The sequence below is a fragment of the Streptomyces sp. NPDC034043 genome (genome assembly GCF_055575675.1).
On the sequence record NZ_JBVISF010000008.1, the window covers coordinates 292705 to 318131 of the forward strand.

Genomic DNA, 25427 nt, shown 5'->3' on the forward strand with positions numbered 1-25427 from the left:
AGAGAATTGGGGCGTGATCTCTCGTATCGACCTGCGCGGTGACGCCCTCCCCGAGGGCGGCGCCCTGCGCGACCTGCTGCCCCGTGCCGAGTTCGACGTGGAAGCCGCCCTGGAGAAGGTGCGGCCCATCTGCGAGGACGTCCATCATCGTGGCACGGCGGCGCTGATCGAGTACGCGCGGAAGTTCGACGGCGTCGAGCTCACGCAGGTCCGGGTACCCGCGGAGGCCCTCGCGGCCGCCCTGGAGCAGCTCGACCCGGCCGTCCGCGCCGCCCTGGAGGAGTCCATCCGGCGCGCCCGGATCGTGCACCGCAACCAGCGCCGCACCGAGCACGTCACCCAGGTGGTCCCGGGCGGCACCGTGACCGAGAAGTGGGTTCCGGTCGAGCGCGTCGGGCTGTACGCGCCGGGCGGCCGTTCGGTGTACCCGTCCTCCGTCGTGATGAACGTCGTCCCGGCCCAGGAGGCGGGCGTCGAGTCGATCGCGCTGGCGTCTCCGCCGCAGAGGGAGTTCGGCGGCCTGCCGCACCCGACGATCCTCGCCGCGTGCGCGCTGCTCGGCGTGGACGAGGTGTACGCCGCCGGCGGCGCCGTGGCCGTCGCGATGTTCGCGTACGGCACCGAGGACTGCCTGCCCGTCAACATGGTGACCGGCCCCGGCAACATCTGGGTCGCCGCCGCCAAGCGCTACTTCACCGGCAAGATCGGCATCGACACCGAGGCCGGCCCCACCGAGATCGCGGTCCTCGCGGACTCCACCGCCGACCCGGTGCACGTCGCCGCCGACCTGATCAGCCAGGCCGAGCACGACCCGCTGGCCGCCGCCGTCCTCGTCACGGACTCCGCGGAGCTCGCGGCCGCCGTCGAGAAGGAGCTGGAGCCGCAGGTCGCCGCGACCAAGCACGTCGAGGACCGGATCAAGCCCGCCCTCGCGGGCAAGCAGTCCGCGATCGTGCTGGTCGACACCCTGGAGGACGGCCTCAAGGTCGTCGACGCGTACGGCGCCGAGCACCTGGAGATCCAGACCGCCGACGCCGCCGCCTGGGCCGCCCGCGTGCGCAACGCCGGGGCGATCTTCGTCGGGCCCTGGGCGCCGGTCTCCCTCGGCGACTACTGCGCCGGCTCCAACCACGTCCTGCCCACCGGCGGCTGCGCCTGCCACTCCTCGGGCCTGTCCGTCCAGTCCTTCCTGCGCGGCATCCACATCGTCGACTACACGCGCGACGCCCTCGCCGAGGTCACCCACCACGTGGTGACGCTGGCCGAGGCCGAGGACCTGCCCGCGCACGGCGCCGCCCTCAAGGCGCGCTTCGGATGGAAGGTGCCCGGACAGTGACCTTCGGCATCGACGACCTCCCGATCCGGGACGAACTGCGCGGCAAGAGCCCCTACGGCGCCCCGCAGCTCGACGTGCCCGTCCAGCTGAACACCAACGAGAACCCGTACGAGCTGCCCGAGCCGCTCGTACGGCGCATCGCCGAACGCGTCGCCGAGGCGGCCCGCACCCTCAACCGCTACCCCGACCGGGACGCCGTCGAGCTGCGCACCCAGCTCGCCGCCTACCTCACCCGTACGGGCAAGCACCCCGTCGCCAAGGAGAACGTCTGGGCCGCCAACGGCTCCAACGAGGTCCTCCAGCAGCTGCTCCAGGCCTTCGGCGGCCCGGGGCGCACGGCGATCGGCTTCGAGCCCTCGTACTCCATGCACGCGCTCATCGCGCGCGGCACCGGCACGGGCTGGATCTCCGGCCCCCGCCGCGAGGACTTCACCATCGACGTGGAGGCGGCGGAGCGGGCGATCGCCGAGCACGCCCCCGACGTCGTCTTCATCACCTCGCCCAACAATCCGACGGGCACCGCCGTCGAGGCCGAGACCGTACTCGCCCTGTACGAGGCCGCGCAGGCCGTCAAGCCCTCCCTGGTCGTCGTGGACGAGGCGTACGTGGAGTTCTCCCACCGCGACTCCCTCCTCCCGCTGATCGAGGGCCGCCCCTGCCTGGTGGTCTCCCGGACCATGTCCAAGGCCTTCGGCGCGGCGGGCCTGCGCCTGGGCTACCTCGCCGCGCACCCCGCCGTCGTCGACGCCGTGCAGCTCGTACGCCTGCCGTACCACCTGTCCGCCGTCACCCAGGCGACCGCGCTGGCCGCTCTGGAGCACACCGACACCCTGCTCGGCTACGTCGAGCAGCTCAAGGCCGAACGGGACCGCCTGGTCACCGAACTGCGGGCCATCGGGTACGAGGTCACCGAGTCCGACGCGAACTTCATCCAGTTCGGGAAGTTCGAGGACTCCCACACCGCCTGGCAGAAGATCCTCGACCAGGGCGTCCTGGTCCGGGACAACGGCGTACCGGGCCGGCTGCGGGTCACCGCAGGCACCCCGGCCGAGAACGACGCGTTCCTGGAAGCGGTTCGCGCACTGAAGAAGGAGCAGCACGCATGAGCCGCATCGGACGGGTCGAACGGACCACGAAGGAGACCTCGGTCCTCGTCGAGATAAACCTCGACGGCACGGGCAAGGTCGACGTCTCGACGGGCGTGGGCTTCTACGACCACATGCTCGACCAGCTCGGCCGCCACGGCCTCTTCGACCTCACGGTCAAGACGGACGGCGACCTGCACATCGACAGCCACCACACCATCGAGGACACCGCCCTCGCGCTGGGCGCCGCCTTCAAGCAGGCCCTCGGCGACAAGGTCGGCATCTACCGCTTCGGCAACTGCACCGTCCCGCTGGACGAATCCCTCGCCCAGGTGACCGTCGACCTCTCCGGCCGCCCCTACCTCGTGCACACCGAGCCCGAGAACATGGCGCCGATGATCGGCTCGTACGACACGACGATGACCCGGCACATCTTCGAGTCCTTCGTCGCGCAGGCCCAGATCGCCCTGCACATCCACGTCCCGTACGGGCGCAACGCCCACCACATCGTGGAGTGCCAGTTCAAGGCCCTCGCCCGGGCCCTGCGCTACGCCGCCGAGTTCGACCCGCGCGCCGCCGGGATCCTGCCCTCCACGAAGGGCGCCCTCTAGCCGTGAACGGCCTGAACACCATCCTCATCGTCCTCGGCCTGTTCCTGGCCGGGGGCGTCTACTCCTTCCACAAGCAGAAGATGCCCACCTCGGTGATCGTTCTGCTCGCCCTCGGCTCCGCGATGTGCCTCGCCGCGGGAGTCCTGCGAATCCAGGGAATTTGGGAATGAGCGCCAAGAAGAACGTCGTGGTCTTCGACTACGGCTTCGGCAACATCCGCTCCGCCGAGCGCGCCCTCGCGCGCGTCGGCGCGGACGTCGAGATCACCCGCGACTACGACAAGGCCATGGACGCCGACGGCCTCCTCGTCCCCGGTGTCGGCGCCTTCTCCGCCTGCATGCAGGGTCTGAAGGACGCCCGCGGCGACTGGATCATCGGCCGCAGGCTCTCCGGCGGCCGCCCCGTCATGGGGATCTGCGTCGGCATGCAGATCCTCTTCGAGCGCGGCATCGAGCACGGCGTGGAGACCGAGGGCCTCGACGAGTGGCCCGGCACCGTCGGCCCGCTGAAGGCCCCCGTGGTCCCGCACATGGGCTGGAACACCGTCGAGGCCCCGGCCGACAGCCAGGCCTTCGCCGGTCTGGACGCCGACGCGCGCTTCTACTTCGTGCACTCCTACGCGGCCCACGACTGGAGCCTGGAAGTCACCAACCCGGTGATCCGCGCCCCCCGGGTCACCTGGGCCACCCACGGCGAGCGCTTCGTCGCGGCGGTGGAGAACGGGGCCCTGTGGGCCACCCAGTTCCACCCCGAGAAGTCCGGCGACGCCGGCGCCCAGCTCCTCACCAACTGGATCGAGACCCTGTGATGCCGAAGACTCTGGAACTCCTTCCCGCGGTCGACGTCCGCGACGGCCAGGCCGTACGCCTCGTGCACGGCGTGTCGGGCAGCGAGACCTCCTACGGCTCCCCGCTGGAGGCGGCCCTCGCCTGGCAGGCCGCCGGCGCCGAGTGGCTGCACCTCGTCGACCTGGACGCCGCCTTCGGCACCGGTGACAACCGGTCCCTGGTCGCCGAGATCACCCGGGCCATGGACATCAAGGTCGAGCTGTCCGGCGGCATCCGCGACGACGCCACGCTCGCCGCGGCCCTCGCCACCGGCTGCACCCGCGTCAACCTCGGCACCGCCGCCCTGGAGACCCCCGAGTGGGCCGCCAAGGCCATCGCCGGGCACGGCGACCGGATCGCCATCGGCCTCGACGTACGCGGCACCACCCTCAAGGGCCGCGGCTGGACCAGCGAGGGCGGCGACCTCTACGAGACCCTCGCCCGCCTGGACTCCGAGGGCTGTGCCCGCTACGTCGTCACCGACATCGGCAAGGACGGCACGCTCACCGGCCCCAACCTGGAGCTGCTGAGGAACGTCTGCGCCGCCACCGACCGGCCCGTCGTCGCCTCCGGCGGCGTCTCGTCCCTGGACGACCTGCGGGCCCTGTCCGGGCTCGTCCCCCTCGGCGTCGAGGGCGCCATCGTCGGCAAGGCCCTGTACGCCAAGGCCTTCACCCTGGAAGAGGCCCTGGAGGCGGTCCGCGCATGAGCTCCCCCGACGTACGCCGCATCTCCTCCGGCGGCCCCTACGAGGACGTCATCGGCTACTCCCGCGCCGTCGCCCTCCCCAACGGCCTGGTCCTGGTCTCCGGCTGCACGGCGGCCGACGCGGGCGGCCCGTACGACCAGACGGTCAAGGCCTTCGAGGTCGCCTTCAAGGCGCTCGCCGCGGCCGGACTCGGCCCCGAGCACGTGGTCCGCACCCGGATGTACCTGACGCACGCCCGGGACGTGGACGAGGTGGGCCGCGCCCACAAGGCGCTGTTCGACACCGTCCGCCCCGCCGCCACGATGCTCATCGTCTCCGGCTTCGTCGACCCCGGCATGGTCGTCGAGGTCGAGGTCGAGGCCTACGGGGAGGTGGCGCCGTGACCCTCGCCGTACGCGTGATCCCCTGCCTGGACGTGGACAACGGCCGGGTCGTCAAGGGCGTGAACTTCCAGAACCTGCGCGACGCCGGCGACCCGGTGGAGATGGCCAAGCTGTACGACGCCGAAGGCGCCGACGAGCTGACCTTCCTCGACATCACCGCCTCCTCCGGCAACCGCGAGACCACCTACGACGTGGTCCGGCGCACCGCCGAGCAGGTCTTCATCCCGCTCACGGTCGGCGGCGGCGTCCGCACCGCCGACGACGTCGACAAGCTGCTGCGGGCCGGCGCCGACAAGGTGGGCGTGAACACGGCCGCCATCGCCCGGCCCGAGCTGATCCAGGAGATCGCCGAGCGCTTCGGCCGCCAGGTCCTCGTCCTGTCGGTCGACGCCCGCCGCACCGGGACCGGAGCCTTCGAGGTCACCACCCACGGCGGCCGCCGGGGCACCGGCATCGACGCCGTCGAATGGGCGCACCGGGCGGCCGAACTGGGCGCCGGGGAGATCCTGCTGAACTCCATGGACGCCGACGGCACCAAGGACGGCTACGACACCGAGATGATCGCCGCCGTGCGCGCGCACGTCACCGTCCCGGTGATCGCCTCGGGCGGCGCCGGCAAGCTGGAGCACTTCGCGCCCGCCATCGGCGCGGGCGCCGACGCGGTCCTCGCCGCCTCGGTGTTCCACTTCGGCGACCTGCGCATCTCCGAGGTCAAGTCGGCCCTCCGCGAAGCGGGCCACCCGGTCCGCTGACCCCGGCCGTCCGGCCGGGCCCCCGCGAGGGCGGCCCGGCCGGGTCGCGGGCCTCCCGGTCCACCGGTCCCGGTCGGGCCCCGGGGCCTCAGATGCCCAGCTGGGCCACCGTGAGCCGGGCCACGGCCTCCTTCTCGCCGTCCAGCTCCACGGCGGCGGCGTCCTGCCGGCCGAAGCAGAACAGCGTCAGCTCACCCGGCTCCCCGGTCACCGTCACCACCGGCACGCCCTTGTGGGCCACCGCCGTGCGCCCGTCCGGGCGGCGCAGCACCAGGCCCACCGGCGAGCGGCGGCCCGTGAGACGGGCCAGCTTCTCCAGCCGGGACCACAGCGCGTCCGAGAACACCGGGTCCAGCGTCCGGGGCGACCAGTCCGGCTGGGCGCGCCGCACGTCCTCGGCGTGGACGTAGAACTCCACCGCGTTCGCGGCCTCGTCGATCTGCTTCAGGGCGTACACGGACAGCTTCGGCGGGCCGGTGCGGATCAGCTGGATCAGTTCCTCGTACGGCTTGGCCGCGTACTCGGCCATCGCCCGGTCGAGGCGGTCCTTCAGCACGTTCAGCAGCAGCCCGCCCGCCGCGTCCGGGCGGCGCTCGCGCACCACCACGTGCGCCGCCAGTTCCCGGCAGGTCCAGCCGTCGCACAGCGTCGGCGACTCCGGTCCCGCCGCCTCCAAAAGGTCCGCCAGCAGCAGGCGTTCACGCTTCGCATGGGTAGACATACGGGCCAGCCTACGACCGGAAGCCACCCCGCCGCCGCTCATCAGGCGGACGGTGATCCGTACCAGGGCCTTCCGCCCGGCACAATGGGGCCCATGAGTACGTCCTCCCTCGACCCCGCCGTCGCCGCCCGCCTCAAGCGCTCCGCGGACGGCCTGGTTCCGGCCATCGCCCAGCAGTACGACACCGGTGAGGTGCTGATGCTCGGCTGGATGGACGACGAGGCCCTGCACCGCACCCTCACCACCGGCCGCTGCACCTACTGGTCCCGCAGCCGGCAGGAGTACTGGGTCAAGGGGGACACCTCCGGCCACTTCCAGTACGTGAAGTCCGTCGCCCTCGACTGCGACGCGGACACCGTGCTCGTCAAGGTCGACCAGGTCGGTGCCGCCTGCCACACGGGTGCCCGTACCTGCTTCGACGACGATGTCCTCCTCCTCAGCGACGCCAGCTAGCCAGTTAGGGTCCCCCCGCATGGATCTCGAGACGTTCCGCAAGCTCGCGGCCGACCGCCGCGTCATCCCCGTGAGCCGCAGGCTGCTGGCCGACGGGGACACCCCCGTCGGGCTCTACCGGAAGCTGGCCGCCGAACGCCCCGGCACGTTCCTGCTGGAATCCGCCCTTGGGGGTACCTCCCACACCGGAGGCAGTGGGGGAGGGCGTTCCTGGTCCCGCTACTCCTTCATCGGCGTCCGCAGCGACTCGACCCTCACCGTCAAGGACGGCCGGGCGCACTGGATCGGCACCCCGCCCGTCGGCGTCCCCACGGACGGCGACCCCCTCGACGCCCTGCGCGCCACCGTCGAGGCCCTGCACACCCCCCGCGACCTCGCGGGCGGCATGCCGCCCTTCACCGGCGGCATGGTCGGCTACCTCGGCTACGACATCGTCCGGCGCCTGGAGCGCATCGGGGACCACACCGAGGACGACCTGGAGCTCCCCGAGCTGACCATGCTCCTCACCTCCGACCTGGCGGTCCTCGACCACTGGGACGGCACCGTCCTGCTCATCGCCAACGCGATCAACCACAACGCCCTCGACACCGGCGCCGACGAGGCCCACGCCGACGCGGTCGCCCGTCTCGACGCGATGGAGGCCGACCTGGCGCGGCCCGCGCCCTACGCGCCCGCCCCGCTCCCGGAGTCGGAGCTGCCGCCCTTCGACGCGCTGTGGGGCGGCGAGAAGTACCAGGCGGCCGTCGAGGACGTCAAGGAACGCATCCGGGCCGGCGAGGCCTTCCAGGTGGTGCCCTCGCAGCGGTTCGAGACCCCCTGCCACGCCTCCGCCCTGGACGTCTACCGGGTGCTGCGGGCCACCAACCCGTCCCCGTACATGTACCTCTTCCGCTTCGAGAACGGCTTCGACGTCGTCGGGTCCAGCCCCGAGGCGCTGGTCAAGGTCGAGGACGGCCGGGCCATGGTCCACCCCATCGCCGGCACCCGCCACCGGGGCGCCACCCCGCAGGAGGACAACGACCTGGCCGAGGAGCTGCTGGCCGACCCGAAGGAGCGCGCCGAGCACCTCATGCTCGTCGACCTGGGCCGCAACGACCTGGGCCGGGTCTGCGAGCCGGGCTCGGTCGAGGTCGTCGACTTCATGAGCATCGAGCGGTACTCGCACGTCATGCACATCGTCTCCACGGTCACCGGACGGGTCGCCGAGGGCAGGACCGCCTTCGACGTGCTCACCGCCTGCTTCCCCGCCGGCACCCTCTCCGGTGCGCCCAAGCCGCGCGCCATGCAGATCATCGAGGAGCTGGAGCCCTCCCGCCGCGGTCTGTACGGCGGCTGCGTCGGCTACCTCGACTTCGCGGGGGACTCCGACACCGCCATCGCCATCCGCACCGCGCTGCTGCGCGACGGGACGGCGTACGTGCAGGCCGGAGCGGGGGTCGTCGCCGACTCGGTGCCCGAGCTGGAGGACCAGGAGTGCCGCAACAAGGCCGCCGCCGTGCTCCGCGCCGTGGGAGCGGCGAACCGCCTCCACCGCGCCTGAGGCCGTAGGGGATAGTGGGTACGTGACCGCCGTACCCCACCCCCCCAACGAGGCCGAGGCCGCCGGGAGCAGCACCGGCCGCCGCACCGTGGCCGTCGCCCTGCTGCTCGGTGCGCTCGGCGCCACCGTCGTCCTGCTCGCCTCGGGCCGCACCTGGGCCCGGGGCAGCGCCTCCATCGGGGGCGGCAGCCTTCCCCTGACCGCGGACGGGCGGGCCGTCACGGGCCTCCCGGCGGCGCTGGCCATCGTCGGCCTCGCCGCCCTGGTCGCCGTGTTCGCCGTACGCGGCCGCGGCCGCCTGCTGGTCTCCGGACTCCTCGCGCTGAGCGGCCTGGGCGCGGCGCTGGCCGCGGTGGCCGCCGCCGACGACCGGCGGGCGCTGGACGAGCGGGCCGCCACCGCGACGGCCGACACCGCCGCCCGGGTGATGGAGCTGAGCCACACGGCGTGGCCGTACGTCACCGCCTCCGGAGCGGCGCTGATCCTGCTCGCGGGACTGCTCGCGCTGCGCTTCGGCCGCGACTGGCCCGCGATGGGAGGCCGCTACGAGCGCGACGGGAGCCCCCGCGGACGCACTCCGGCCCCGGTGGACCCGGACCGTCCGGAGGACCTGTGGAAGGCGCTGGACCGAGGCGAGGACCCCACCGGCTGAGCGGGCCCCGCCGCGGACCCCCACCCACTGGCGAAACCGGCGGCCCCGTGCGGGAGAATGACAACGACAGCGAGCGTGCGACACAGGCCACGCTCTCTACACGCTTGAGACAGAGCAACGAGGAGCAACTCATGGCGGGCACGAGCCACGGACACACCCCGGCCGCCTGGACCGGTGTCATCATCGCCTTCATCGGTTTCTGCGTCTCCGGCGCTTTCATGGTGCTGGCGAACCCGCTCGGGTTCTGGGCCGGCCTGGTCGTCGTCGCGCTCGGTGGTGTGGTCGGCCTCGCGATGCGGGCCGCCGGCATGGGCGCGCCGAAGGACGGCCACCGCGACCTCGCCGAGGTCATCGCCGCCAACCGGGTCCCCGCCAAGGTCTGAGCGCGATCCCGCGGGTCTGCCGGTCCGCTTTCGAAAGGCGCGGCCCCGTCGGGCTGCGCCTTTCGTCATGAGCGGAGAGAATCAGCGCGTGGACGCCCCTCACACCGACGCCCCGCACGCGGCGCTCCGGCAGCCGCTGCCGCCCGCTCCGGCGCCCGTACGGGCCCCCCGGGCCCGGCGGCTGGCCGCCCCCGTGCTCACCCTGGCCGGGGCGGTGGCGGCGTTCGCGTACGTGGGTGCCGTGGACCCCAACGAGCCCGGGCACTACCCGGTCTGCCCGCTGTTCCGGCTGACCGGGGTGCTGTGCCCCGGGTGCGGCGGGCTGCGCAGCGCGCACGCCTTCGCCACCGGGGACCTGCCGGCCGCCCTCGGCGCCAACGCCGTGGCCGTGGCCGGATACCTGGTCTTCGCCGCGTTCACGGCGCTGTGGCTGGTGCGTGCCTTCCGCGGCGGCCCGGTCCCCCGGATCGCCCCGGGGCCGACCGCCTGGTGGGGCATCGGGGCCGTCGTGCTCGCCTTCTCGATTGTCCGGAACCTCCCGTTCGGTTCTGCCTTGGCCCCCTGACCCGGCGGAGGCCCTTGCGGGAACTACGGGAGGGCCATATTCCGAGTGTCCAGTCCATGGGACACCGAGAAGTCCGTGCGGAGCCCTCGGCGACCTGCGGATACCATTTGAGTGCTGACCTTGCAGTGGAACGTGTCTGCAAGGCGGCCGACCGTCATCAACCCGGAAGGGGGCCGCTCGCGTGAGTGTGCTCGACGAGATCATCGAAGGGGTCCGCGAAGACCTTGCCGAACGGCAGGCCCGCGTGAGCCTCGACGAGCTCAAGGAGCGTGCCGCCAAGGCGCCCCAGGCCAAGGACGGTGTCGCCGCCCTGCGTGGCGACGGCGTCAAGGTGATCTGCGAGGTCAAGCGCTCCAGCCCCTCCAAGGGCGCGCTGGCCGCGATCGCGGATCCGGCCGGGCTCGCCGCCGATTACGAGGCCGGCGGGGCGGCGGTCATCTCCGTCCTCACCGAGGAGCGCCGCTTCGGCGGCTCGCTCGCCGACCTCGAGGCCGTCCGCGCCCGCGTGGACATCCCGATCCTGCGCAAGGACTTCATCGTCACGGCGTACCAGCTGTGGGAGGCCCGCGCCTACGGCGCCGACCTCGTGCTGCTGATCGTCGCGGCCCTGGACCAGGAGGCCCTGGTCTCCCTCATCGAGCGGGCCGAGTCCATCGGCCTCACCCCGCTCGTCGAGGTCCACGACGAGGAGGAGATCGAGCGCGCCGTCGCCGCGGGCGCCAAGATCATCGGCGTCAACGCGCGCAACCTGAAGGACCTCAAGGTCGACCGCTCCACCTTCGAGCGGATCGTCGGAGAGATCCCGCCCCACATCGTGAAGGTCGCCGAGTCCGGAATCCGCGGACCGCACGACCTGATCGCCTACGCCAACGAGGGGGCCGACGCCGTCCTCGTCGGAGAGTCCCTGGTCACCGGCCGCGACCCGAAGGCGGCCGTGGCCGACCTCGTCGCCGCCGGCGCCCACCCCGCCCTGCGCCACGGGCGGAGCTGACCACTCCCATGCCTCCCGCCCGCTCCCGCGTCCGCACCCGCCCGGGCCACGGCCCGGCCGGCGTGCCGACGGCGCACGCGCCCCTGGCGCGCGGCTGCCGCCCCCGCGGCTGCCGTGCCCCGGCGCGCCGCGTGCACGGCAGGCGGGTGCGCTACGTGATCGGGTCCGAGCCCGGACAGGTCAACGGCATGCGATGGCGCGCCGGAACCGCGCCCGTGACGACGGCCCTCCCCGCCCGGTACCCCTGACGTACCGGGCGCGGGCGGCCGCGTACGGTCCCCGCCCCTTCCCGGGCGCGGACCGTCCCGTCCGTACGCCGCCCACCCGTCAGCGGGGTGCGCGGGCGACGGACCGGCGGCGCAATACGGTGCATCCAGCCCGCGTCGAGCGAAGCCTCGCATTCCGCACCCGTAGGAGTAGTGGCCATGTCCACCAGCTCGTTCTTCATCCCGGACCCGGAGGGTCACGTCCCCAACGCCGAGGGCTACTTCGGTGACTTCGGCGGCAAGTTCATCCCGGAGGCCCTCGTCGCCGCCGTGGACGAGGTCGCCGTCGAGTACGAGAAGGCCAAGGGCGACCCGGCCTTCGCCGCCGAGCTCAACGACCTCATGGTCAACTACACGGGCCGGCCCAGCGCCCTGACCGAGGTGCCCCGGTTCGCCGCGCACGCGGGCGGCGCCCGGATCTTCCTCAAGCGCGAGGACCTCAACCACACCGGCTCGCACAAGATCAACAACGTGCTGGGGCAGGCGCTGCTCACCAAGCGCATGGGCAAGACCCGCGTCATCGCCGAGACCGGCGCCGGCCAGCACGGCGTGGCCACCGCCACCGCCTGCGCCCTCTTCGGCCTCGACTGCACCATCTACATGGGCGAGATCGACACCCAGCGCCAGGCCCTCAACGTGGCCCGCATGCGCATGCTCGGCGCCGAGGTCATCGCCGTGAAGTCCGGCTCCCGGACCCTCAAGGACGCCATCAACGAGGCGTTCCGCGACTGGGTCGCCAACGTGGACCGGACGCACTACCTCTTCGGCACCGTCGCCGGCCCGCACCCCTTCCCGGCCATGGTCCGCGACTTCCACCGCGTCATCGGCGTCGAGGCCCGCCGCCAGATCATCGAGCGCGCCGGCCGGCTCCCCGACGCGGTCGCCGCCTGCGTCGGCGGCGGCTCCAACGCCATCGGCCTCTTCCACGCCTTCATCCCGGACACCGGGGTCCGCCTGGTCGGCTTCGAGCCCGCCGGACACGGAGTGGAGACCGGCGAGCACGCCGCCACCCTCACCGCGGGCGAGCCCGGCATCCTGCACGGCTCCCGCAGCTACGTCCTCCAGGACGAGGAGGGCCAGATCACCGAGCCCTACTCGATCTCGGCCGGCCTGGACTACCCGGGCATCGGCCCCGAGCACTCCTACCTCAAGGACAGCGGCCGCGGCGAGTACCGCGCGGTCACCGACGACGCCGCCATGCAGGCCCTGCGCCTGCTGTCGCGCACCGAGGGCATCATCCCGGCCATCGAGTCGGCGCACGCCCTCGCGGGCGCCCTCGACCTGGGCAGGGAACTGGGCCAGGACGGGCTGATCGTGGTCAACCTGTCCGGCCGCGGCGACAAGGACATGGACACGGCCGCCCGTTACTTCGGGCTGTACGACGGCGCCCAGGGCACCGAGGGCATCGAGGGGGACGGCAAGTGAGCAGCACCACCGACAGGACCGGCCACCTGGAACTGCTGAGCGCGACCCTCGCCAAGGCCAAGTCCGAGGACCGCGCGGCCCTCGTCGCCTACCTCCCGGCCGGCTTCCCGACCGTCGACGGCGGCATCGAGGCCGTCAAGGCCGTCATCGCGGGCGGCGCCGACATCGTCGAGATCGGCCTGCCCCACAGCGACCCGGTCCTGGACGGCGCCGTCATCCAGACCGCCGACGACATCGCCCTGCGCGGCGGCGTCAGGATCGCCGACGTACTGCGCACGGTCCGTGAGGCCTTCGAGGCCACCGGGGTCCCGATCCTGGTCATGACGTACTGGAACCCCATCGACCGCTACGGCGTCGAGCGGTTCACCGCCGAGCTGGCGGCCGCCGGCGGTGCCGGCTGCATCCTGCCCGACCTGCCGGTCCAGGAGTCCGCGCTGTGGCGCGAGCACGCGGCGAAGAACGGTCTGGCGACCGTCTTCGTCGTCGCCCCCAGCAGCCGGGACGAACGCCTGGCGACCATCACCGCCGCCGGCTCCGGCTTCGTCTACGCGGCCTCCCTCATGGGCGTCACCGGCACCCGCGAGTCCGTCGGCAACGAGGCGCAGGAACTGGTGCGCCGCACCCGCGCCACCACCGACCTGCCGGTCTGCGTGGGCCTGGGAGTCTCCAACGCCGTGCAGGCCAAGCAGGTCGCGGGCTTCGCCGACGGTGTGATCGTCGGCTCGGCCTTCGTGAAGCTGCTCCTGGACGCCCCCGACCTGCCGGCCGGCCTGTCGGCCGTGCGGGCACTGGCGGGCGAGCTTGCGGAAGGCGTACGCAGGTCCTGACCCGGGACGGGCCCCGGAAGGGGTTCTGTAGCCCGATCGGGTGGAAACGTGAGCGGGGAGGCACGCGAGTGCCTCCCCGCTTCGTTTGGCCGGTCGTGAGCGAGAAGAACGACGGTGCGAACCGCGATGCGACGAAACGATCGGCCCGGGAGCGACTCCAGGAGGAGCGCGAGCGGCAGAAGGCCCGGGACAAGCGCCGGCGGACCTTCCTGGTGGCCGGAGCGGTCCTCGGCGTGCTCGGCCTGGCCGCCGTCGTCGGCGTGATCGCGGCCAACGCCGGCAAGGGCGACAAGCCGGGCAAGGACGGCCCGGTGGCCGCGCCCTCCGGAGCCACCGGCAAGGACGCGCTCGCCATCCAGACCGGCAAGGACAGCGCCAAGTCCACCCTCACGGTGTGGGAGGACTTCCGCTGCCCCGCCTGCAAGGCCTTCGAGGACAACTACCGCGCCACCATCCACGACCTGGAGGCCAAGGGGCTGCTCAAGGTCGAGTACCACCTGGTCACCCTGATCGACGGGAACATGGGCGGCACCGGCTCCCTGAAGGGGGCGAACGCCGCCGCCTGCGCCCAGGACGCCGGCAAGTTCGCCCCGTACCACGACCTCCTCTTCCAGAACCAGCCGCAGGAAACCGACGACGCCTTCGGCAAGAACGCCAGGCTGCTGGAACTGGCCGGCAAGGTCGAGGGGCTCGACACCCCGGCCTTCCGCTCCTGCGTGGAGGACGGCACCCACAACAGCTGGGTCCTCAAGTCGCACGAGGCCTTCCGCGCCGGGAAGTTCCGGGGCACCCCCACCGTGCTCCTCGACGGCAAGGACATCTTCTCCGACCAGGCGAACCCGCTGACCCCGCAGAAGCTGAAGGAGAAGGTCGAGGGCACGGGCGGCAAGGCCGTCCCGTCACCGTCCGCCTCCCCCTCCGCGTCCCCGTCCGGCAACGGAGGGACGAGGAGCGGCACCAGGAGCGCCCCCACCGCCGGATCGGGTTCCGCTTCCGGCTCCCGGACCGGGACGGGAGCCGGATCGGGAGGCTGAGCGGCGGTCCCGCCGCGTGTGGTTTTGATTTCAGCTTGCCGGGCGGGTTGCGGTGCGTACCGCCCGGCAGGGTAGCGTCAGGTCTGCCATGGACCTTGCTTACATCCCCAGCCCGTCGACCGGCGTGATCGATCTCGGACCGATCCCGCTGCGCGGCTACGCGTTCTGCATCATCGTCGGCGTCTTCGTCGCCGTCTGGCTCGGCAACAAGCGGTGGATCGCGCGCGGCGGAAAGCCGGGCACGGTCGCGGACATCGCCGTGTGGGCCGTGCCCTTCGGCCTGGTCGGCGGTCGCCTCTACCACGTGATCACCGACTACCAGCTCTACTTCGGCGAGGGCCGGGACTGGGTCGACGCCTTCAAGATCTGGGAGGGCGGCCTCGGCATCTGGGGCGCGATCGCGCTCGGCGCGGTCGGCGCCTGGATCGGCTGCCGGCTGCGCGGCATCCCGCTGCCCGCCTGGGCCGACGCGCTCGCCCCGGGCATCGCCATCGCCCAGGCCTGCGGACGCTGGGGCAACTGGTTCAACCAGGAGCTGTACGGCCGCCCGACCGACCTGCCGTGGGCGCTGGAGATCAGCGAGGGCCCCAACCGGGTCGCGGGCACCTACCACCCGACCTTCCTGTACGAGTCCCTGTGGTGCCTTGGCGTGGCCGCGCTGGTCATCTGGGCCGACCGGCGCTTCAAGCTGGGACACGGGCGGGCCTTCGCCCTGTACGTCGCGGCGTACTGCGCGGGGCGCGGCTGGATCGAGTACATGCGGGTCGACGAGGCGCACCACATCCTGGGGCTGCGGCTGAACGTCTGGACCGCGATCGTGGTCTTCGTGGGCGCGGTGGTCTACTTCGTGCTCTCGGCGAAGCTGCGGCCGGGGCGCGAGGCGGTCGTGGAACCGGTGGCCGCCGGCGGTTCGGGTTCCGCCGATGCGGGTTCGGCCGAGCCGAAGGACGCCGCGGCCGATGCCAAGGCCGTCCCGGCGGGTGCGGAGGTCAAGGCGGCCGACGCCGGGGCCAAGCCCACGAGCCTCGCGAAGCCCGCGGCCGACGCCGATGCCAAGGCCGTTCCGGCGGGTGCCGAGGTCAAGGCGGCCGACGCCGGGGCGAAGCCCACGAGCCTCACGAAGGCCGCGGAGGCCGACAAGGGCTGACCGGGTCTTCACCGGAGGGGGCGCCGCGCGTACCGCGGCGCCCCCTCCGGCGTACCCGGCCGGCGCCCCGGAGCCGCCGCTGCGCGGAATGTTCCCCGACCGCCCTTCCACCCTTCCCCGGGCCCCCGCCCCGGACCCCGCGCCTCAAACGCCGGCGAGGCTGAACAGCAGCAGGGGCGTCAGGAAGGGGACCGTTGGGAGAGGGACAGGGTGCGGTGGGCGGCGGCCACTACCGCCGGGTCTACGAAGCGGCCGTCCGGGAGGGCCAGGGCACCCGGCGTGGCGCGGGCGGCGGTGACGACCTCCTCGGCGGCGGTGACCTCCTCCGGCCCGGGGAGGTAGGCCCGCTCGATCACCGGGAGCTGGCGGGGGTGGATCGCCGCCCGGCCGAGGAAACCCAGCGCCCGGCCCCGCGAGCACGACGCGGCCAGCGCCTCCAGGTCCCGGATGTCCGGGAACACCGACTGCGCGGGCGGCGCCAGCCCCGCGGCGCGGGCCGCGACGACGACCCTGGAACGCGGCCAGTCGAGCCCGCTCTCCGCGCAGACGCCGAGGTCGGCGCAGAGGTCCGCCTCGCCCAGCGTCAGCCCGTGCAGGCAGGGGTGGGCGCGGGCGATCTCGTACGCCCTCTCCACCCCCAGCGCGGACTCCAGCAGCGCGTACAGCGCCACCCCGCCGGTGCGTTCCGCGACCCGGGTGATCTGTTCCGGCGCGTCGATCTTGGGCAGCCGCAGTCCCGCGAGCCCGGGCAGCCGGGCCAGCGCCGTGAGGTCGGCGCCCGACCAGGGCGAACCGAGGGCGTTGACGCGGACGTGGACGGGGAGCGGAGGCCGTTCCGTCAGCAGCTCGGCGGTGGCCGCGCGTGCGTACTCCTTGCGCGAGGCCGATACCGAGTCCTCCAGGTCGACGATGACGGCGTCGGCCTCGCTGCGCAGGGCCTTCGCCACCACCGCGGGGCGGTCCCCGGGCGCGTACAGCCAGGTCAGGATCACAGGGCTCCCTCCAGGCGGAGAGCGGAGATCTCGGCCCCGGTGAGGCCGAGCTCGGTCAGGACGGATTCGGTGTCCGCGCCGTGCGGGCGGCCGGCCCAGCGGATCCCGCCGGGGGTCCCGGACAGCCGGAAGAGGACGTTCTGCATGCGGAGCGAGCCGAGTTCCGGGTCCTCGACGCCGGTGACCGTGCCGAGGGCCGCGAACTGCGGATCGGCCATCACGTCCCGGACGTCGTACACCAGGGCGACGGCGGCCTCGGCCTCCTCGAACGCGGCGACCACGTCGTCGGCCTTGTGGCGGGCGACCCAGCCGCCGACCGCCTCGTCGATGACCTCGGTGTGGGCGGCCCGCCCGGAGCCGGTCGCGAACCAGGGCTCGGCGATCAGCTCCGGCCGGCCGACGAGCCGCAGCACGCGCTCGGCGACCGACTGGGCCGAGGCGGACACCGCCAGCCAGCGGCCGTCCGCGCTGCGGTAGGTGTTGCGCGGGGCGTTGTTGGCGGAGCGGTTGCCGGTGCGGGGCTGGACGTAGCCCAGCTGGTCGTACCAGAGCGGGTGCGGGCCCAGCACGGTGAGGATCGGTTCGATGATCGCCAGGTCGACGACCTGGCCCCGGCCGGTGCGGTCGCGCCCCGCGAGCGCGGTCATCACCGCGTACGCACAGGTCAGGGCGGCGATGGAGTCCGCGAGGCCGAACGGCGGCAGGGTCGGCGGCCCGTCCGGCTCCCCGGTGATCGCGGCGAACCCGCTCATGGCCTCGGCGAGGGTGCCGAAGCCCGGGCGGCGGGCGTACGGGCCGTGCTGGCCGAAGGCCGTGACGCGGGCCAGGACGAGGCGCGGGTTCGCGGCGGACAGGGCCTCCCAGCCCAGCCCCCACCGCTCCAGGGTGCCGGGGCGGAAGTTCTCGACGACCACGTCGGCGGTGGCGGCCAACCGCAGCAGGGTGTCCCGGCCGCCGGGCGTGGACAGGTCGAGGGTCATCGTCCGCTTGTTCCGCCCGAGCTGCTTCCACCACAGCCCGACACCGTCCTTGGCCGGCCCGTGCCCGCGGGAGGGGTCGGGCCGGTGCGGGTGCTCGACCTTGACCACCTCGGCGCCGAAGTCCCCGAGCAGGGTGGCCGCCAGCGGCCCGGCGAACAGGGTGGCCAGGTCCAGCACCCGCAGTCCGGCCAGCGGGCCGCCGCCGAGCCCGGGGGCCGCGTCCGCGGGCGGCGACCCGGGCTCCGGGCCGGCGGGGGTCATGAGCCGGCCCCGTCGCGCGGCGGGGCCGGCGGGCCCGGTTCCGGCGCGGCCGCGGCGAAGGCGTCCGTCTCCGCCCGCGTGGGCATGGAGTCCTGCGCGCCCGGCCGCTGGACGGACAGCGCCGCCGCCCCGCAGGCCCAGCGCAGCGCCTCCGGCATCGCGCGGCCCTCCCCGAGGGCCACCGCCAGCGCCCCGACGAAGGTGTCCCCGGCGGCGGTGGTGTCCACCGCCCGGACCCGGGGGGCCGCCACCACGAGGGGCTCGCGCCCCCGGGCCGCGTACAGGCAGCCGGCCCCGCCCAGGGTGACCACCACCTCCGGGACCTCCCGCAGCAGCGCCTCGGCGGCCCGGTGCGGATCGGTGAGCCCGGTCAGGGCGGCGGCCTCGTGCTCGTTCGGGACCAGCAGGTCGGTGGCGGCGAGCAGCCCGGCCGGGAGCGGCTGGGCGGGGGCCGGGGTGAGGACCGTACGGACCCCCCGCGCGCGGGCGGCCTCCGCGCCGGCGAGGACGGCTTCCAGGGGCAGTTCCAGCTGGAGCAGCAGGCAGTCGGCGGCGCCGATCCGCGATGCGTCGCCCGCCTCCAGGCCGGTGACGCGGGCGTTGGCGCCGGGGATGACGATGATGCTGTTGCCGCCCTCGTCGTCCACGGTGATGTGCGCGGTGCCGCTGGCGCCCTCGACGGTGCGCAGGGCCGCGGTCTCGACCCCGGCCGAGGCGAGTGCGGCCCGCAGCCGTACGCCGAACGCGTCCGCCCCGACCGCGCCGATCATCACCACCTCCCCGCCGAGGCGGGCGGCGGCCACCGCCTGGTTGGCGCCCTTGCCGCCGGGGACCGTGCGGAACTCCCGCCCGGTGACGGTCTCCCCGAGGCGGGGGGCCTTGGGCACGTAGGCGACGAGGTCCATGTTGGTACTGCCGAGCACGGCGATGGCCGTCATGGTCGGGATGCCTCCTGAGCGGTGAGGTGGGCGAGGGTGTCGAAGCCGACGCCGTCGAAACCGGCGACGGTGGTGGTGAGGCGGTTCCCCAGCGGGGCGGTCCAGCGTTCCGGGATCCGGTCGGGGGACCCGGCCAGGAGTCCGGCGACCGACCCGGCGGTGGCGCCGTTGGAGTCGGTGTCCCAGCCGCCGGACACCGCCCGGCACACGGAGTGCGTGAAGTCCCCGTCGGCGTGGGTGAGGGCGGCGGCGATCAGGGCGGTGTTGGGGACGGCGTGCACCCAGTGGTAGTGGCCGTAGCGGGCGTGCAGCCGGTCCACGACCCGGTCGAAGCGGGCCTCCTCGCCGGCCGCGCGGATGCCGAAGCGGACGGCCTCGGCGAGGCGCGAGCCGGGCGGTACGACGGCCAGCCCGGCCCGGAGCGCGGCGTGCACGTCGGCCCGGCCGCCGGCGGCCTCGGCGATGGCTGCGGCGGCGAAGAGGGCGGCGTAGACCCCGTTGGCGGTGTGGGTGAGGGTGGCGTCCCGCCAGACCTGCTCGGCTGCGGCGGCCGGGTCGCCGGGGTGGGTCCAGCCGTGGACGTCGGCGCGGATGAGGGCCCCGATCCACTCCCGGAAGGGGTTGTGGTGGGTGGCGGTGAGCGGGGGTTCCAGCCCCTGGAGGAGGTTGCGGTAGGCGACGCGCTCGGCGGTGAAGGTGCGGCCGGCGGGGAGCTCGTCGAGCCAGAGGCGGGCCAGGTCGGCGGTGCCGAAGCCCTTGCCGTGCCGCTGGAGCAGCAGCAGGCCGAGGAGGGGGTGGTCGAGGTCGTCGTCCTCGGGCGTGCCGTCGATGTTCTCGGCGAGGGAGGTGGCGGCGGAGCGGCGGTTCCACGGGTACGCGGCCAGCAGCCCGGCCGGGACGCCGCGTGCGGTGAACCAGTCGTCCAGCGGCCAGTTCCCGGCGGCGCGGGCGAGGGCCCGGATCCCCTCCAGGGGGAGCTTCTCCACGGGTTTGCCGAGCACGCAGCCGACGGCCCGGCCGGCCCAGGCGGCCTCCAGCCTGCGGCGCAGCCCGGGATCCACGGGGCCGGCCGCGGTGGGCGGGCCGGCCGGTCCCCGGGTGTCCGGGCCGGGGTGCGGCCCGTCGGCCGGGGCCGGGCTGCCCGCGGCCGTCGCGGGCACCCGCCGCGGTTCCCGGCCCGGGGCGCCGGGCCGCGGTTCCCGGCCCGCGGCTTCCGGCGGCGGTGCGGGCCAGGTGGCGCGCAGGGCCGGCCAGGCGGTGGGCTCCGCGGCCGCTGAGGGGACGGGAAGGTCCGCGAGCCCGGCCAGCAGGCGGGTGGCGAGCGCGCGCAGCTCCGGCGCGGCCGGGGCGGGGGAGGACCCGGCCCGGGCGGGGGCCGGGCGGCCGCCCGCCGCGAGCCAGGCGCGCAGGGCCGGGCCGGGGTCCCGGCCGTCCTCCGCGGCCTGGCGCAGCTCGTGGCCGAGCAGGTCCTCGGGCTGGACCCAGGTGAGCCGTACGAGGTCCCGGGCGGCGGGGGCCGGGCCTGCGGCGCGGGGGCCCGTCACCGCGGGGAGGCGATCGAGGCGAAGGCGTCCTCGTGGGCGCGCCGGCGGGACAGGTCCCGGTCGAAGACCTCCCGGGCCACGGCGGCCAGCGCGGCCGCCGGGGCGTGCAGGTCGAGCCGGCTGGCTTCCGCGACCCGTTTCGCCCACCCGGCCGGCACCGCGGACTCCCCGCCCAGGGCGCCCGCGAGCGCCCCGGCCATGGTGGCGATGGAGTCGCAGTCGCGGCCGTAGTTGACGGCGCCGAGCACGGAGGTCTCGTACCGGCCGTCCGCGACCAGCAGCATGCCGAGGGCGATCGGGAGTTCCTCGATGGAGTGCAGGCGCGAGGGGCGGCGGGCGCCGAGCGAGGGCGCCCGGTAGTCCGGTCCGACCGAGTCGTACGGGGCCACGGCCGCCCGCAGCGGCGCGAGCGCGGATTCGAAGTCCCGGTGCCGCAGGGCGGCTTCGCGGACCGCCGCGATGGCCGCGCGGGTGCCGTCCTTGGCCAGGGCCAGCGCGCTGTCCACCACGGCGGCGGCCGTCGCCCCCGGGGCGCAGGCCGCCGCGACCGCCGCCGCGAAGACCCCGGCCGCCTCCCGCCCGTACGAGGACTGGTGCGCGCCCGCGACGTCCAGCGCCTCGGCGTACGCGGCGGCCGGATTGCCCGCGTTGACCAGGCCCACGGGCGCCATGTACATCGCCGCACCGCAGTTGACGATGTTGCCGGTGCCCGCCTCGCGGGGGTCCGCGTGCGCGTAGTGCAGCCGGGTCACGATCCACTTCTCGGCGAGGAAGATCCGCTGGAGGGGCAGCGCCTCGGCCTCCAGCTCCGGGATCCAGCGGGGGGTGCCCATCAGGTCCGGCACGAGGTGCTCGGCGACGGCGTACGCGTCCAGGTGGTCGCGTACGGCCGTGTAGACGCGTACCAGCGCGTGCGTCATGAGGGTGTCGTCGGTGACGTGCCCGTCGCCCTTGTGGTACGGCGCGATGGGGCGGGCGGTGCGCCAGTCCTCGTACCAGGGGCCGACGATGCCGTGCACGCGGCCGCCGTGCCGTTCGGCGATCTGCTCCGGGGACCAGCCCTCCACCGGGCCGCCGAGGGCGTCGCCCACGGCGGCGCCGACGAGAGCGCCCGAGAACCGGTCCTCCAGTGTGAGGGTCATGCCCGAATCATCCCTTCGGTGAGGTGAGTTCCGTACGCGAGAGCAGCGCGGCGAGTTCGACGAGGTCGGTTCCGGCCAGCCGGGGCAGGGCGCATCCGGAGAGGGTGCGGCAGGCCTCGCGCCAGGCGGCGGGCAGGGAGTCGCCGCCGCCGAGGGCGCCGGTGAGGGCGCCCGCGAGGGCGGGGGCCGAGTCGGCGACGCGGGAGAGGCAGGCGGCGGCCGGGACGGCCCCGCAGACGTTGCCGCGGGCGGCGGTGGTGAGGGCGAGGGCCACGGGGACGGTCTCGGCGGCGGCGATGCCGTAGCTGTAGACGTGGTCGACGATCTGGTGCTCCAGGAGGGGCACGAGGGCGAAGGCGCCCTCGCCCTCCGGGCCCTGCTGCGCCCGGGCCAGTCCGACGGCGTGCCGGGCGTTGCGGCCGATCTCGGTGGCGGCGGGCAGCTGGGCCAGCGCGGCGTCGACGGCGGTGTCGGGGTCCGCCCCGGCGAGGGCGGTGGCGACCGCGGCGGCCATGGCGCGGGCGCCGTGGACCCCGTCGCCGTCCTGGGTGTAGCGGGCGTCGAACTCGGCGAGGTCCGCGGCCGCCCGGGGGTCGCCGGGGTGCACGACGGCGAGTACGCAGGCCCGGACGCAGGCGGCGTCGTCGAAGTAGTGCGGGTTGTCGTGGCCGGTGGCGGGCGGGCGCAGGCCCGCGGCGAGGTTGCCGAGCCCGGCGCGTACGGAGATCCGGGCGCGCATCGGCAGCACCGCGGACTCGACCTCGGGGGCGCGTTCGGCGGCGGCGGCGACCTCGCTCGCCAGGGCGTTCCAGGCGAGGTCGATGGCGGCGCGCATGCGGCGTGACCGGGAGAGGTCGCTGAGCAGGGCCCCGGCGGCGGTGAATACGGACTCGGCGGCGAAGGCGGCCCATTCGGCGTCGTCGGAGGGGCCGAGGCGCAGGGGCTCGGGCGGCTGGTTGAGGGCGATGGGCACGGGGAGGGTGGTGGTGGCGTTCTGCTCCGCGAAGGTGTCGAGCTCGCGGGTGAGGCGGCGGGTCCACTCCGGCATCCGGCTGGCCCGGTGCCGGGCGGCGGGCCAGCCGGCGGCGTCGCCCGCCGCGAGGCCGAGGAGCAGCCCCTCGATCCGCCGGCCCGCCCGCGCCGGCGGGGCGGGGGTACGAGGCTCCGCGCGGGGAGCGGGGCGCGGCATCCCGGGGATGCGGGCGGGGGCGGCGGTTCCCCCTGCCGCGCCCCTCCCCGGAGCCCGGGGCGGCCCTCCCGACCCCGCGGCCGCGTCCCGGCCGGGGCCGGGAGGGACGGGCGCGGTGACGGTGCCGGCCGGGCCGCCCGGGACGGGCGCGGTGGTGGTGCCGCCCGGCGGGGCGGTGAGCGCGGCCGGGCGGCCGGGCCCGCCGCCCGGGGGCGGCCCGCCGGGGCCGGGGGCCGGGGGCGTGGCTCCCGGCAGGGGGCACGGGGTCCAGACCGCCGCCGGGATGGCGGGGGCGCCCGGGGGCGCGGGTACGGGCGCCGGCCCGCCGGCCGGGGCGGGGTCCCGCCCGGCCGTGCCCCCGCCCGGGGTCGCGGCCCCCGGCCCCGGCCCCGGGGCCGGGCCGTCGGGTGCGGGGAGCGCGGGGGGCGCCGGAGCGGCGGCCCGGGGGAGGCCCGGTGCGGGGGCGCGGTCCGGCGCGGCGGGGCCGGTGAGGGAGTCCGGGGTCATCGGGCGGGCTCGGATTCGGGGGTGAGGAGGTCAGCGACGTCCAGGACGTGGTAGCCGCGCATCGAGGGGAGGCAGCTGCCCCGGACCGGGCCGATCGCCGAGGCCCAGGCGGCGGGGATGGCCGCGGCCCCCGACAGGGCGCCGGCCAGGGCGCCCGCGACCGCCGCGGTGGTGTCGGCGTCCCGGCCCATGTTGACGGCGGTCAGGACGGAGCCGGGGAAGTCGCCCGCGCAGGCGGCGAAGGCACCGAAGGCCAGGCCCACCGCCTCCGGCGCCAGGTCCGTCCAGGGATAGCCGCCGATGACCACCGCCGAGCGCACCGCCCGCTCCCCGCGCGGGGCGGCGGTCACCGCGCGGCGCAGCGAGCGGGCCGTCCAGGAGTCGGACGGGATCACGGACAGGGCCGCCGAGACCACCGAGACGGGCGAGCCGCCGGCCATGGCGGCGGCGACACCGGCCGCCACCGCCTGGCCGCCGTAGATGCCCTCCCCGTCATGGCTGACCGAGCCGTCGATCGCGACCAGGCGGGCCGCCTCCGCGGGCCGGCCGGCGGCGAAGACCCCGAACGGGGCCGCGCGCATCGCCAGGCCGTCCGACCAGGCGTGCCGGTGCTGCGCCGAGATCGGCGCCGCCAGGCCCCGGCGGAGGTTCTCCAGCGTTCCGCGCTCCGAGAAGCCCGCACCGCGGAAGGGGCCCTCGTCCAGGTCCGCGATCCAGTGGTGCCAGGCCCGTTCCACGTGCGCGACGGTGAGGGCGGAGCCGTGCCGGGCCAGCAGCAGGCCCGAGAAGATCGCGTACTCCGTGTCGTCCGTGCCCGCCGGGTCGTCCGAGACGAAACCCTCGATCCGGCCCCACTTCGCCCGGATCTCCGACGGCTTCATGTTCTCCGCGGGGGCGCCCAGCGCGTCGCCCACCGCGAGGCCGAGAAGTGCGCCCCTGGCCCGTTCGAGGAGGACCTGCGGACTGCATGTGGTCAGCTCCATGGCGCGCCTCTCCACTTGGTGGGGGGCTCATCATGAGCCCCTGGGGGATTTGTGCCACGGCATGAGGTTTGTCGGTCGCCGCGAAACGCCCCCCGCGTACCCCCGTCACCCGGTCGCCGACGCGCGAAAGCCCAGGTAAGTACGGCCTTCCTTGCTGGCGGGAGCCCGAAATCGTGCGTACTTTCGAGGTGTTGAGGGGGAGTGTCCCGCGCCGGGGCGCAGCTGCGCGTCACTCGCGCGTACCCACCCGTACCCACTCGTACAGAAGGGGAGATACGCCGCATGTCCATCATCGACGTCGAAGCGCCGCTGCACACCGCCCACCGCGACAACCACACCCACCGCGACGTCAACGGCGGATGGCTGCGGCCGGCCGTCTTCGGTGCCATGGACGGGCTCGTCTCCAACCTCGCCCTGATGACCGGCGTGGCCGGCGGCGCCGTCGCCCCGCACACCATCGTGATCACCGGTCTCGCCGGCCTCGCGGCCGGCGCGTTCTCGATGGCGGCCGGCGAGTACACCTCCGTCGCCTCGCAGCGCGAGCTGGCCCTCGCCGAACTGGACGTGGAGCGCCAGCAACTGCGCAAGCACCCCGTCGACGAGATGGAGGAGCTGGCCGAGCTCTACGTCTCGCGCGGCGTCGAGCCCGCCCTCGCCCGAGAGGTCGCGATGCAGCTCTCGCGCGACCCCGACCAGGCGCTGGAGATCCACGCCCGCGAGGAGCTCGGGATCGACCCCGACGACCTGCCCTCGCCGCTGGCCGCCGCGGTGTCGTCCTTCGGCAGCTTCGCGCTGGGCGCCCTGCTGCCCGTACTGCCCTACCTGCTCGGTGCGACCGCCCTGTGGCCGGCCGTGCTGCTGGCGCTCGTCGGGCTCTTCGCCTGCGGTGCGGTGGTCGCGCGGGTCACGGCCCGGTCCTGGTGGTACAGCGGCCTGCGCCAGCTCGCCCTGGGTGGCGCCGCCGCGGGTGTGACGTACATCCTGGGAACCTGGATCGGCGGCGCCATAGGCTAACGGCCCCGGGAGTGAGACACTATGCAGAGCGCAACATAAGTAGTCCGTTACCCGGTGGTTTCGATTCCGAGACCGCTGGGCATCACACCAGGGCGCCGGGCAACGATGCCCGTCTCGCGCGCCGGGACCTTCTTCCCCGTGCCGTACCCAGCGGAAGCCTCCGCGGACGC

Annotated in this window: 28 protein-coding genes; 20 read left to right on the forward strand and 8 right to left on the reverse strand. The window is 74.5% G+C overall.

The features are described from left to right. Nucleotides 1–13: 13 nt before the first annotated feature. The 8 genes from hisD to hisF are packed head-to-tail and all read left to right on the forward strand — an operon-like array spanning nucleotide 14 to nucleotide 5703. Complete coding sequence (gene hisD / locus ACZ51S_RS21435) at nucleotides 14–1336, forward strand: histidinol dehydrogenase (RefSeq protein WP_388935374.1); 1323 nt, start codon at nucleotides 14–16, stop codon at nucleotides 1334–1336. Continuing rightward, on the forward strand, nucleotides 1333–2442 hold the full coding sequence (locus ACZ51S_RS21440; protein ID WP_468477558.1) for a histidinol-phosphate transaminase: 1110 nt from the start codon (nucleotides 1333–1335) through the stop codon (nucleotides 2440–2442). Before hisD ends, ACZ51S_RS21440 begins: the two co-directional genes overlap by 4 nt. Next, nucleotides 2439–3032: an imidazoleglycerol-phosphate dehydratase HisB gene (gene hisB / locus ACZ51S_RS21445; protein WP_266577736.1), complete on the forward strand. Its 594-nt coding sequence runs from the start codon at nucleotides 2439–2441 to the stop codon at nucleotides 3030–3032. The genes ACZ51S_RS21440 and hisB overlap by 4 nt, the downstream gene beginning before the upstream one ends. 2 nt (nucleotides 3033–3034) lie before the next feature. Next, nucleotides 3035–3202: a hypothetical protein gene (locus ACZ51S_RS21450; RefSeq protein WP_468477557.1), complete on the forward strand. Its 168-nt coding sequence runs from the start codon at nucleotides 3035–3037 to the stop codon at nucleotides 3200–3202. Next, nucleotides 3199–3840, forward strand: a complete 642-nt coding sequence (gene hisH / locus ACZ51S_RS21455) for an imidazole glycerol phosphate synthase subunit HisH (RefSeq protein WP_388935365.1) — start codon at nucleotides 3199–3201, stop codon at nucleotides 3838–3840. The genes ACZ51S_RS21450 and hisH overlap by 4 nt, the downstream gene beginning before the upstream one ends. Next, nucleotides 3840–4568, forward strand: coding sequence for a bifunctional 1-(5-phosphoribosyl)-5-((5-phosphoribosylamino)methylideneamino)imidazole-4-carboxamide isomerase/phosphoribosylanthranilate isomerase PriA (priA, locus tag ACZ51S_RS21460; protein WP_468961696.1), 729 nt, complete (start codon nucleotides 3840–3842; stop codon nucleotides 4566–4568). Before hisH ends, priA begins: the two co-directional genes overlap by 1 nt. Beyond that, nucleotides 4565–4951: a RidA family protein gene (locus tag ACZ51S_RS21465; protein WP_388935359.1), complete on the forward strand. Its 387-nt coding sequence runs from the start codon at nucleotides 4565–4567 to the stop codon at nucleotides 4949–4951. Before priA ends, ACZ51S_RS21465 begins: the two co-directional genes overlap by 4 nt. Next, entirely contained in the window at nucleotides 4948–5703 is a 756-nt protein-coding gene (hisF, locus tag ACZ51S_RS21470) for an imidazole glycerol phosphate synthase subunit HisF (RefSeq protein WP_468477556.1), read from the forward strand. Before ACZ51S_RS21465 ends, hisF begins: the two co-directional genes overlap by 4 nt. Before the next feature lie 88 nt (nucleotides 5704–5791). Here hisF and ACZ51S_RS21475 read toward each other — a convergent pair whose 3' ends face one another. Continuing rightward, the gene (locus ACZ51S_RS21475) at nucleotides 5792–6424 is read right to left on the reverse strand and encodes a TIGR03085 family metal-binding protein (RefSeq protein WP_388935354.1); all 633 of its coding nucleotides are present in this window, start codon (nucleotides 6422–6424) and stop codon (nucleotides 5792–5794) included. An 84-nt stretch (nucleotides 6425–6508) separates the two neighbouring features. On the opposite strand from ACZ51S_RS21475, the gene hisI reads away from it, so the two are divergent. From hisI to lgt, 11 genes are all read left to right on the forward strand, one after another. Continuing rightward, nucleotides 6509–6877 (forward strand): phosphoribosyl-AMP cyclohydrolase, encoded by a 369-nt coding sequence (gene hisI, locus ACZ51S_RS21480; RefSeq protein WP_388935351.1) that lies wholly within the window; start codon nucleotides 6509–6511, stop codon nucleotides 6875–6877. A 19-nt stretch (nucleotides 6878–6896) separates the two neighbouring features. Further along, nucleotides 6897–8417, forward strand: coding sequence for an anthranilate synthase component I (locus ACZ51S_RS21485; RefSeq protein ID WP_468477555.1), 1521 nt, complete (start codon nucleotides 6897–6899; stop codon nucleotides 8415–8417). 22 nt (nucleotides 8418–8439) lie between these two features. Further along, nucleotides 8440–9069 (forward strand): TIGR02234 family membrane protein, encoded by a 630-nt coding sequence (locus ACZ51S_RS21490; protein ID WP_388935345.1) that lies wholly within the window; start codon nucleotides 8440–8442, stop codon nucleotides 9067–9069. Between the two features lie 131 nt (nucleotides 9070–9200). Beyond that, nucleotides 9201–9452 (forward strand): HGxxPAAW family protein, encoded by a 252-nt coding sequence (locus tag ACZ51S_RS21495; protein WP_388935342.1) that lies wholly within the window; start codon nucleotides 9201–9203, stop codon nucleotides 9450–9452. Nucleotides 9453–9519: 67 nt separating this feature from the next. Beyond that, entirely contained in the window at nucleotides 9520–10017 is a 498-nt protein-coding gene (locus ACZ51S_RS21500; RefSeq protein ID WP_468961699.1) for a DUF2752 domain-containing protein, read from the forward strand. Between the two features lie 181 nt (nucleotides 10018–10198). Continuing rightward, a complete protein-coding gene (gene trpC / locus ACZ51S_RS21505; RefSeq protein ID WP_468477552.1) occupies nucleotides 10199–11008 on the forward strand; it encodes an indole-3-glycerol phosphate synthase TrpC in 810 nt (269 codons plus the stop codon). 8 nt (nucleotides 11009–11016) lie between these two features. Then, the gene (gene trpM / locus ACZ51S_RS21510; protein WP_468477551.1) at nucleotides 11017–11256 is read left to right on the forward strand and encodes a tryptophan biosynthesis modulator TrpM; all 240 of its coding nucleotides are present in this window, start codon (nucleotides 11017–11019) and stop codon (nucleotides 11254–11256) included. A gap of 177 nt (nucleotides 11257–11433) precedes the next feature. Then, nucleotides 11434–12699, forward strand: coding sequence for a tryptophan synthase subunit beta (gene trpB, locus ACZ51S_RS21515; RefSeq protein ID WP_468883741.1), 1266 nt, complete (start codon nucleotides 11434–11436; stop codon nucleotides 12697–12699). Continuing rightward, nucleotides 12696–13526, forward strand: coding sequence for a tryptophan synthase subunit alpha (gene trpA / locus ACZ51S_RS21520; RefSeq protein ID WP_468477549.1), 831 nt, complete (start codon nucleotides 12696–12698; stop codon nucleotides 13524–13526). The genes trpB and trpA overlap by 4 nt, the downstream gene beginning before the upstream one ends. Nucleotides 13527–13621: 95 nt before the next feature. Beyond that, the gene (locus ACZ51S_RS21525) at nucleotides 13622–14560 is read left to right on the forward strand and encodes a DsbA family protein (RefSeq protein WP_468477594.1); all 939 of its coding nucleotides are present in this window, start codon (nucleotides 13622–13624) and stop codon (nucleotides 14558–14560) included. A gap of 88 nt (nucleotides 14561–14648) precedes the next feature. Continuing rightward, nucleotides 14649–15707, forward strand: a complete 1059-nt coding sequence (gene lgt, locus ACZ51S_RS21530; RefSeq protein WP_468802152.1) for a prolipoprotein diacylglyceryl transferase — start codon at nucleotides 14649–14651, stop codon at nucleotides 15705–15707. A 179-nt stretch (nucleotides 15708–15886) separates the two neighbouring features. Here lgt and ACZ51S_RS21535 read toward each other — a convergent pair whose 3' ends face one another. The 7 genes from ACZ51S_RS21535 to ACZ51S_RS21565 form a co-directional block, all read right to left on the reverse strand. Then, complete coding sequence (locus tag ACZ51S_RS21535; protein ID WP_468477547.1) at nucleotides 15887–16699, reverse strand: HpcH/HpaI aldolase/citrate lyase family protein; 813 nt, start codon at nucleotides 16697–16699, stop codon at nucleotides 15887–15889. Beyond that, complete coding sequence (locus tag ACZ51S_RS21540; protein WP_468961702.1) at nucleotides 16696–17940, reverse strand: CaiB/BaiF CoA transferase family protein; 1245 nt, start codon at nucleotides 17938–17940, stop codon at nucleotides 16696–16698. Before ACZ51S_RS21540 ends, ACZ51S_RS21535 begins: the two co-directional genes overlap by 4 nt. Next, on the reverse strand, nucleotides 17937–18878 hold the full coding sequence (gene rbsK / locus ACZ51S_RS21545; RefSeq protein WP_468883729.1) for a ribokinase: 942 nt from the start codon (nucleotides 18876–18878) through the stop codon (nucleotides 17937–17939). Before rbsK ends, ACZ51S_RS21540 begins: the two co-directional genes overlap by 4 nt. Continuing rightward, nucleotides 18875–20422 carry an ADP-ribosylglycohydrolase family protein gene (locus ACZ51S_RS21550; protein ID WP_468961704.1) on the reverse strand — a complete coding sequence of 516 codons (1548 nt, stop codon included), beginning with the start codon at nucleotides 20420–20422 and terminating at the stop codon, nucleotides 18875–18877. Before ACZ51S_RS21550 ends, rbsK begins: the two co-directional genes overlap by 4 nt. Then, nucleotides 20419–21564, reverse strand: a complete 1146-nt coding sequence (locus ACZ51S_RS21555) for an ADP-ribosylglycohydrolase family protein (protein WP_468883726.1) — start codon at nucleotides 21562–21564, stop codon at nucleotides 20419–20421. The genes ACZ51S_RS21550 and ACZ51S_RS21555 overlap by 4 nt, the downstream gene beginning before the upstream one ends. A 7-nt stretch (nucleotides 21565–21571) precedes the next feature. Continuing rightward, nucleotides 21572–23008, reverse strand: a complete 1437-nt coding sequence (locus ACZ51S_RS21560) for an ADP-ribosylglycohydrolase family protein (RefSeq protein ID WP_468961716.1) — start codon at nucleotides 23006–23008, stop codon at nucleotides 21572–21574. Between the two features lie 248 nt (nucleotides 23009–23256). Further along, nucleotides 23257–24243 carry an ADP-ribosylglycohydrolase family protein gene (locus tag ACZ51S_RS21565; protein WP_388935307.1) on the reverse strand — a complete coding sequence of 329 codons (987 nt, stop codon included), beginning with the start codon at nucleotides 24241–24243 and terminating at the stop codon, nucleotides 23257–23259. 282 nt (nucleotides 24244–24525) lie between these two features. On the opposite strand from ACZ51S_RS21565, the gene ACZ51S_RS21570 reads away from it, so the two are divergent. Beyond that, on the forward strand, nucleotides 24526–25257 hold the full coding sequence (locus tag ACZ51S_RS21570; protein ID WP_468477543.1) for a VIT1/CCC1 transporter family protein: 732 nt from the start codon (nucleotides 24526–24528) through the stop codon (nucleotides 25255–25257). Nucleotides 25258–25427 lie beyond the last annotated feature (170 nt).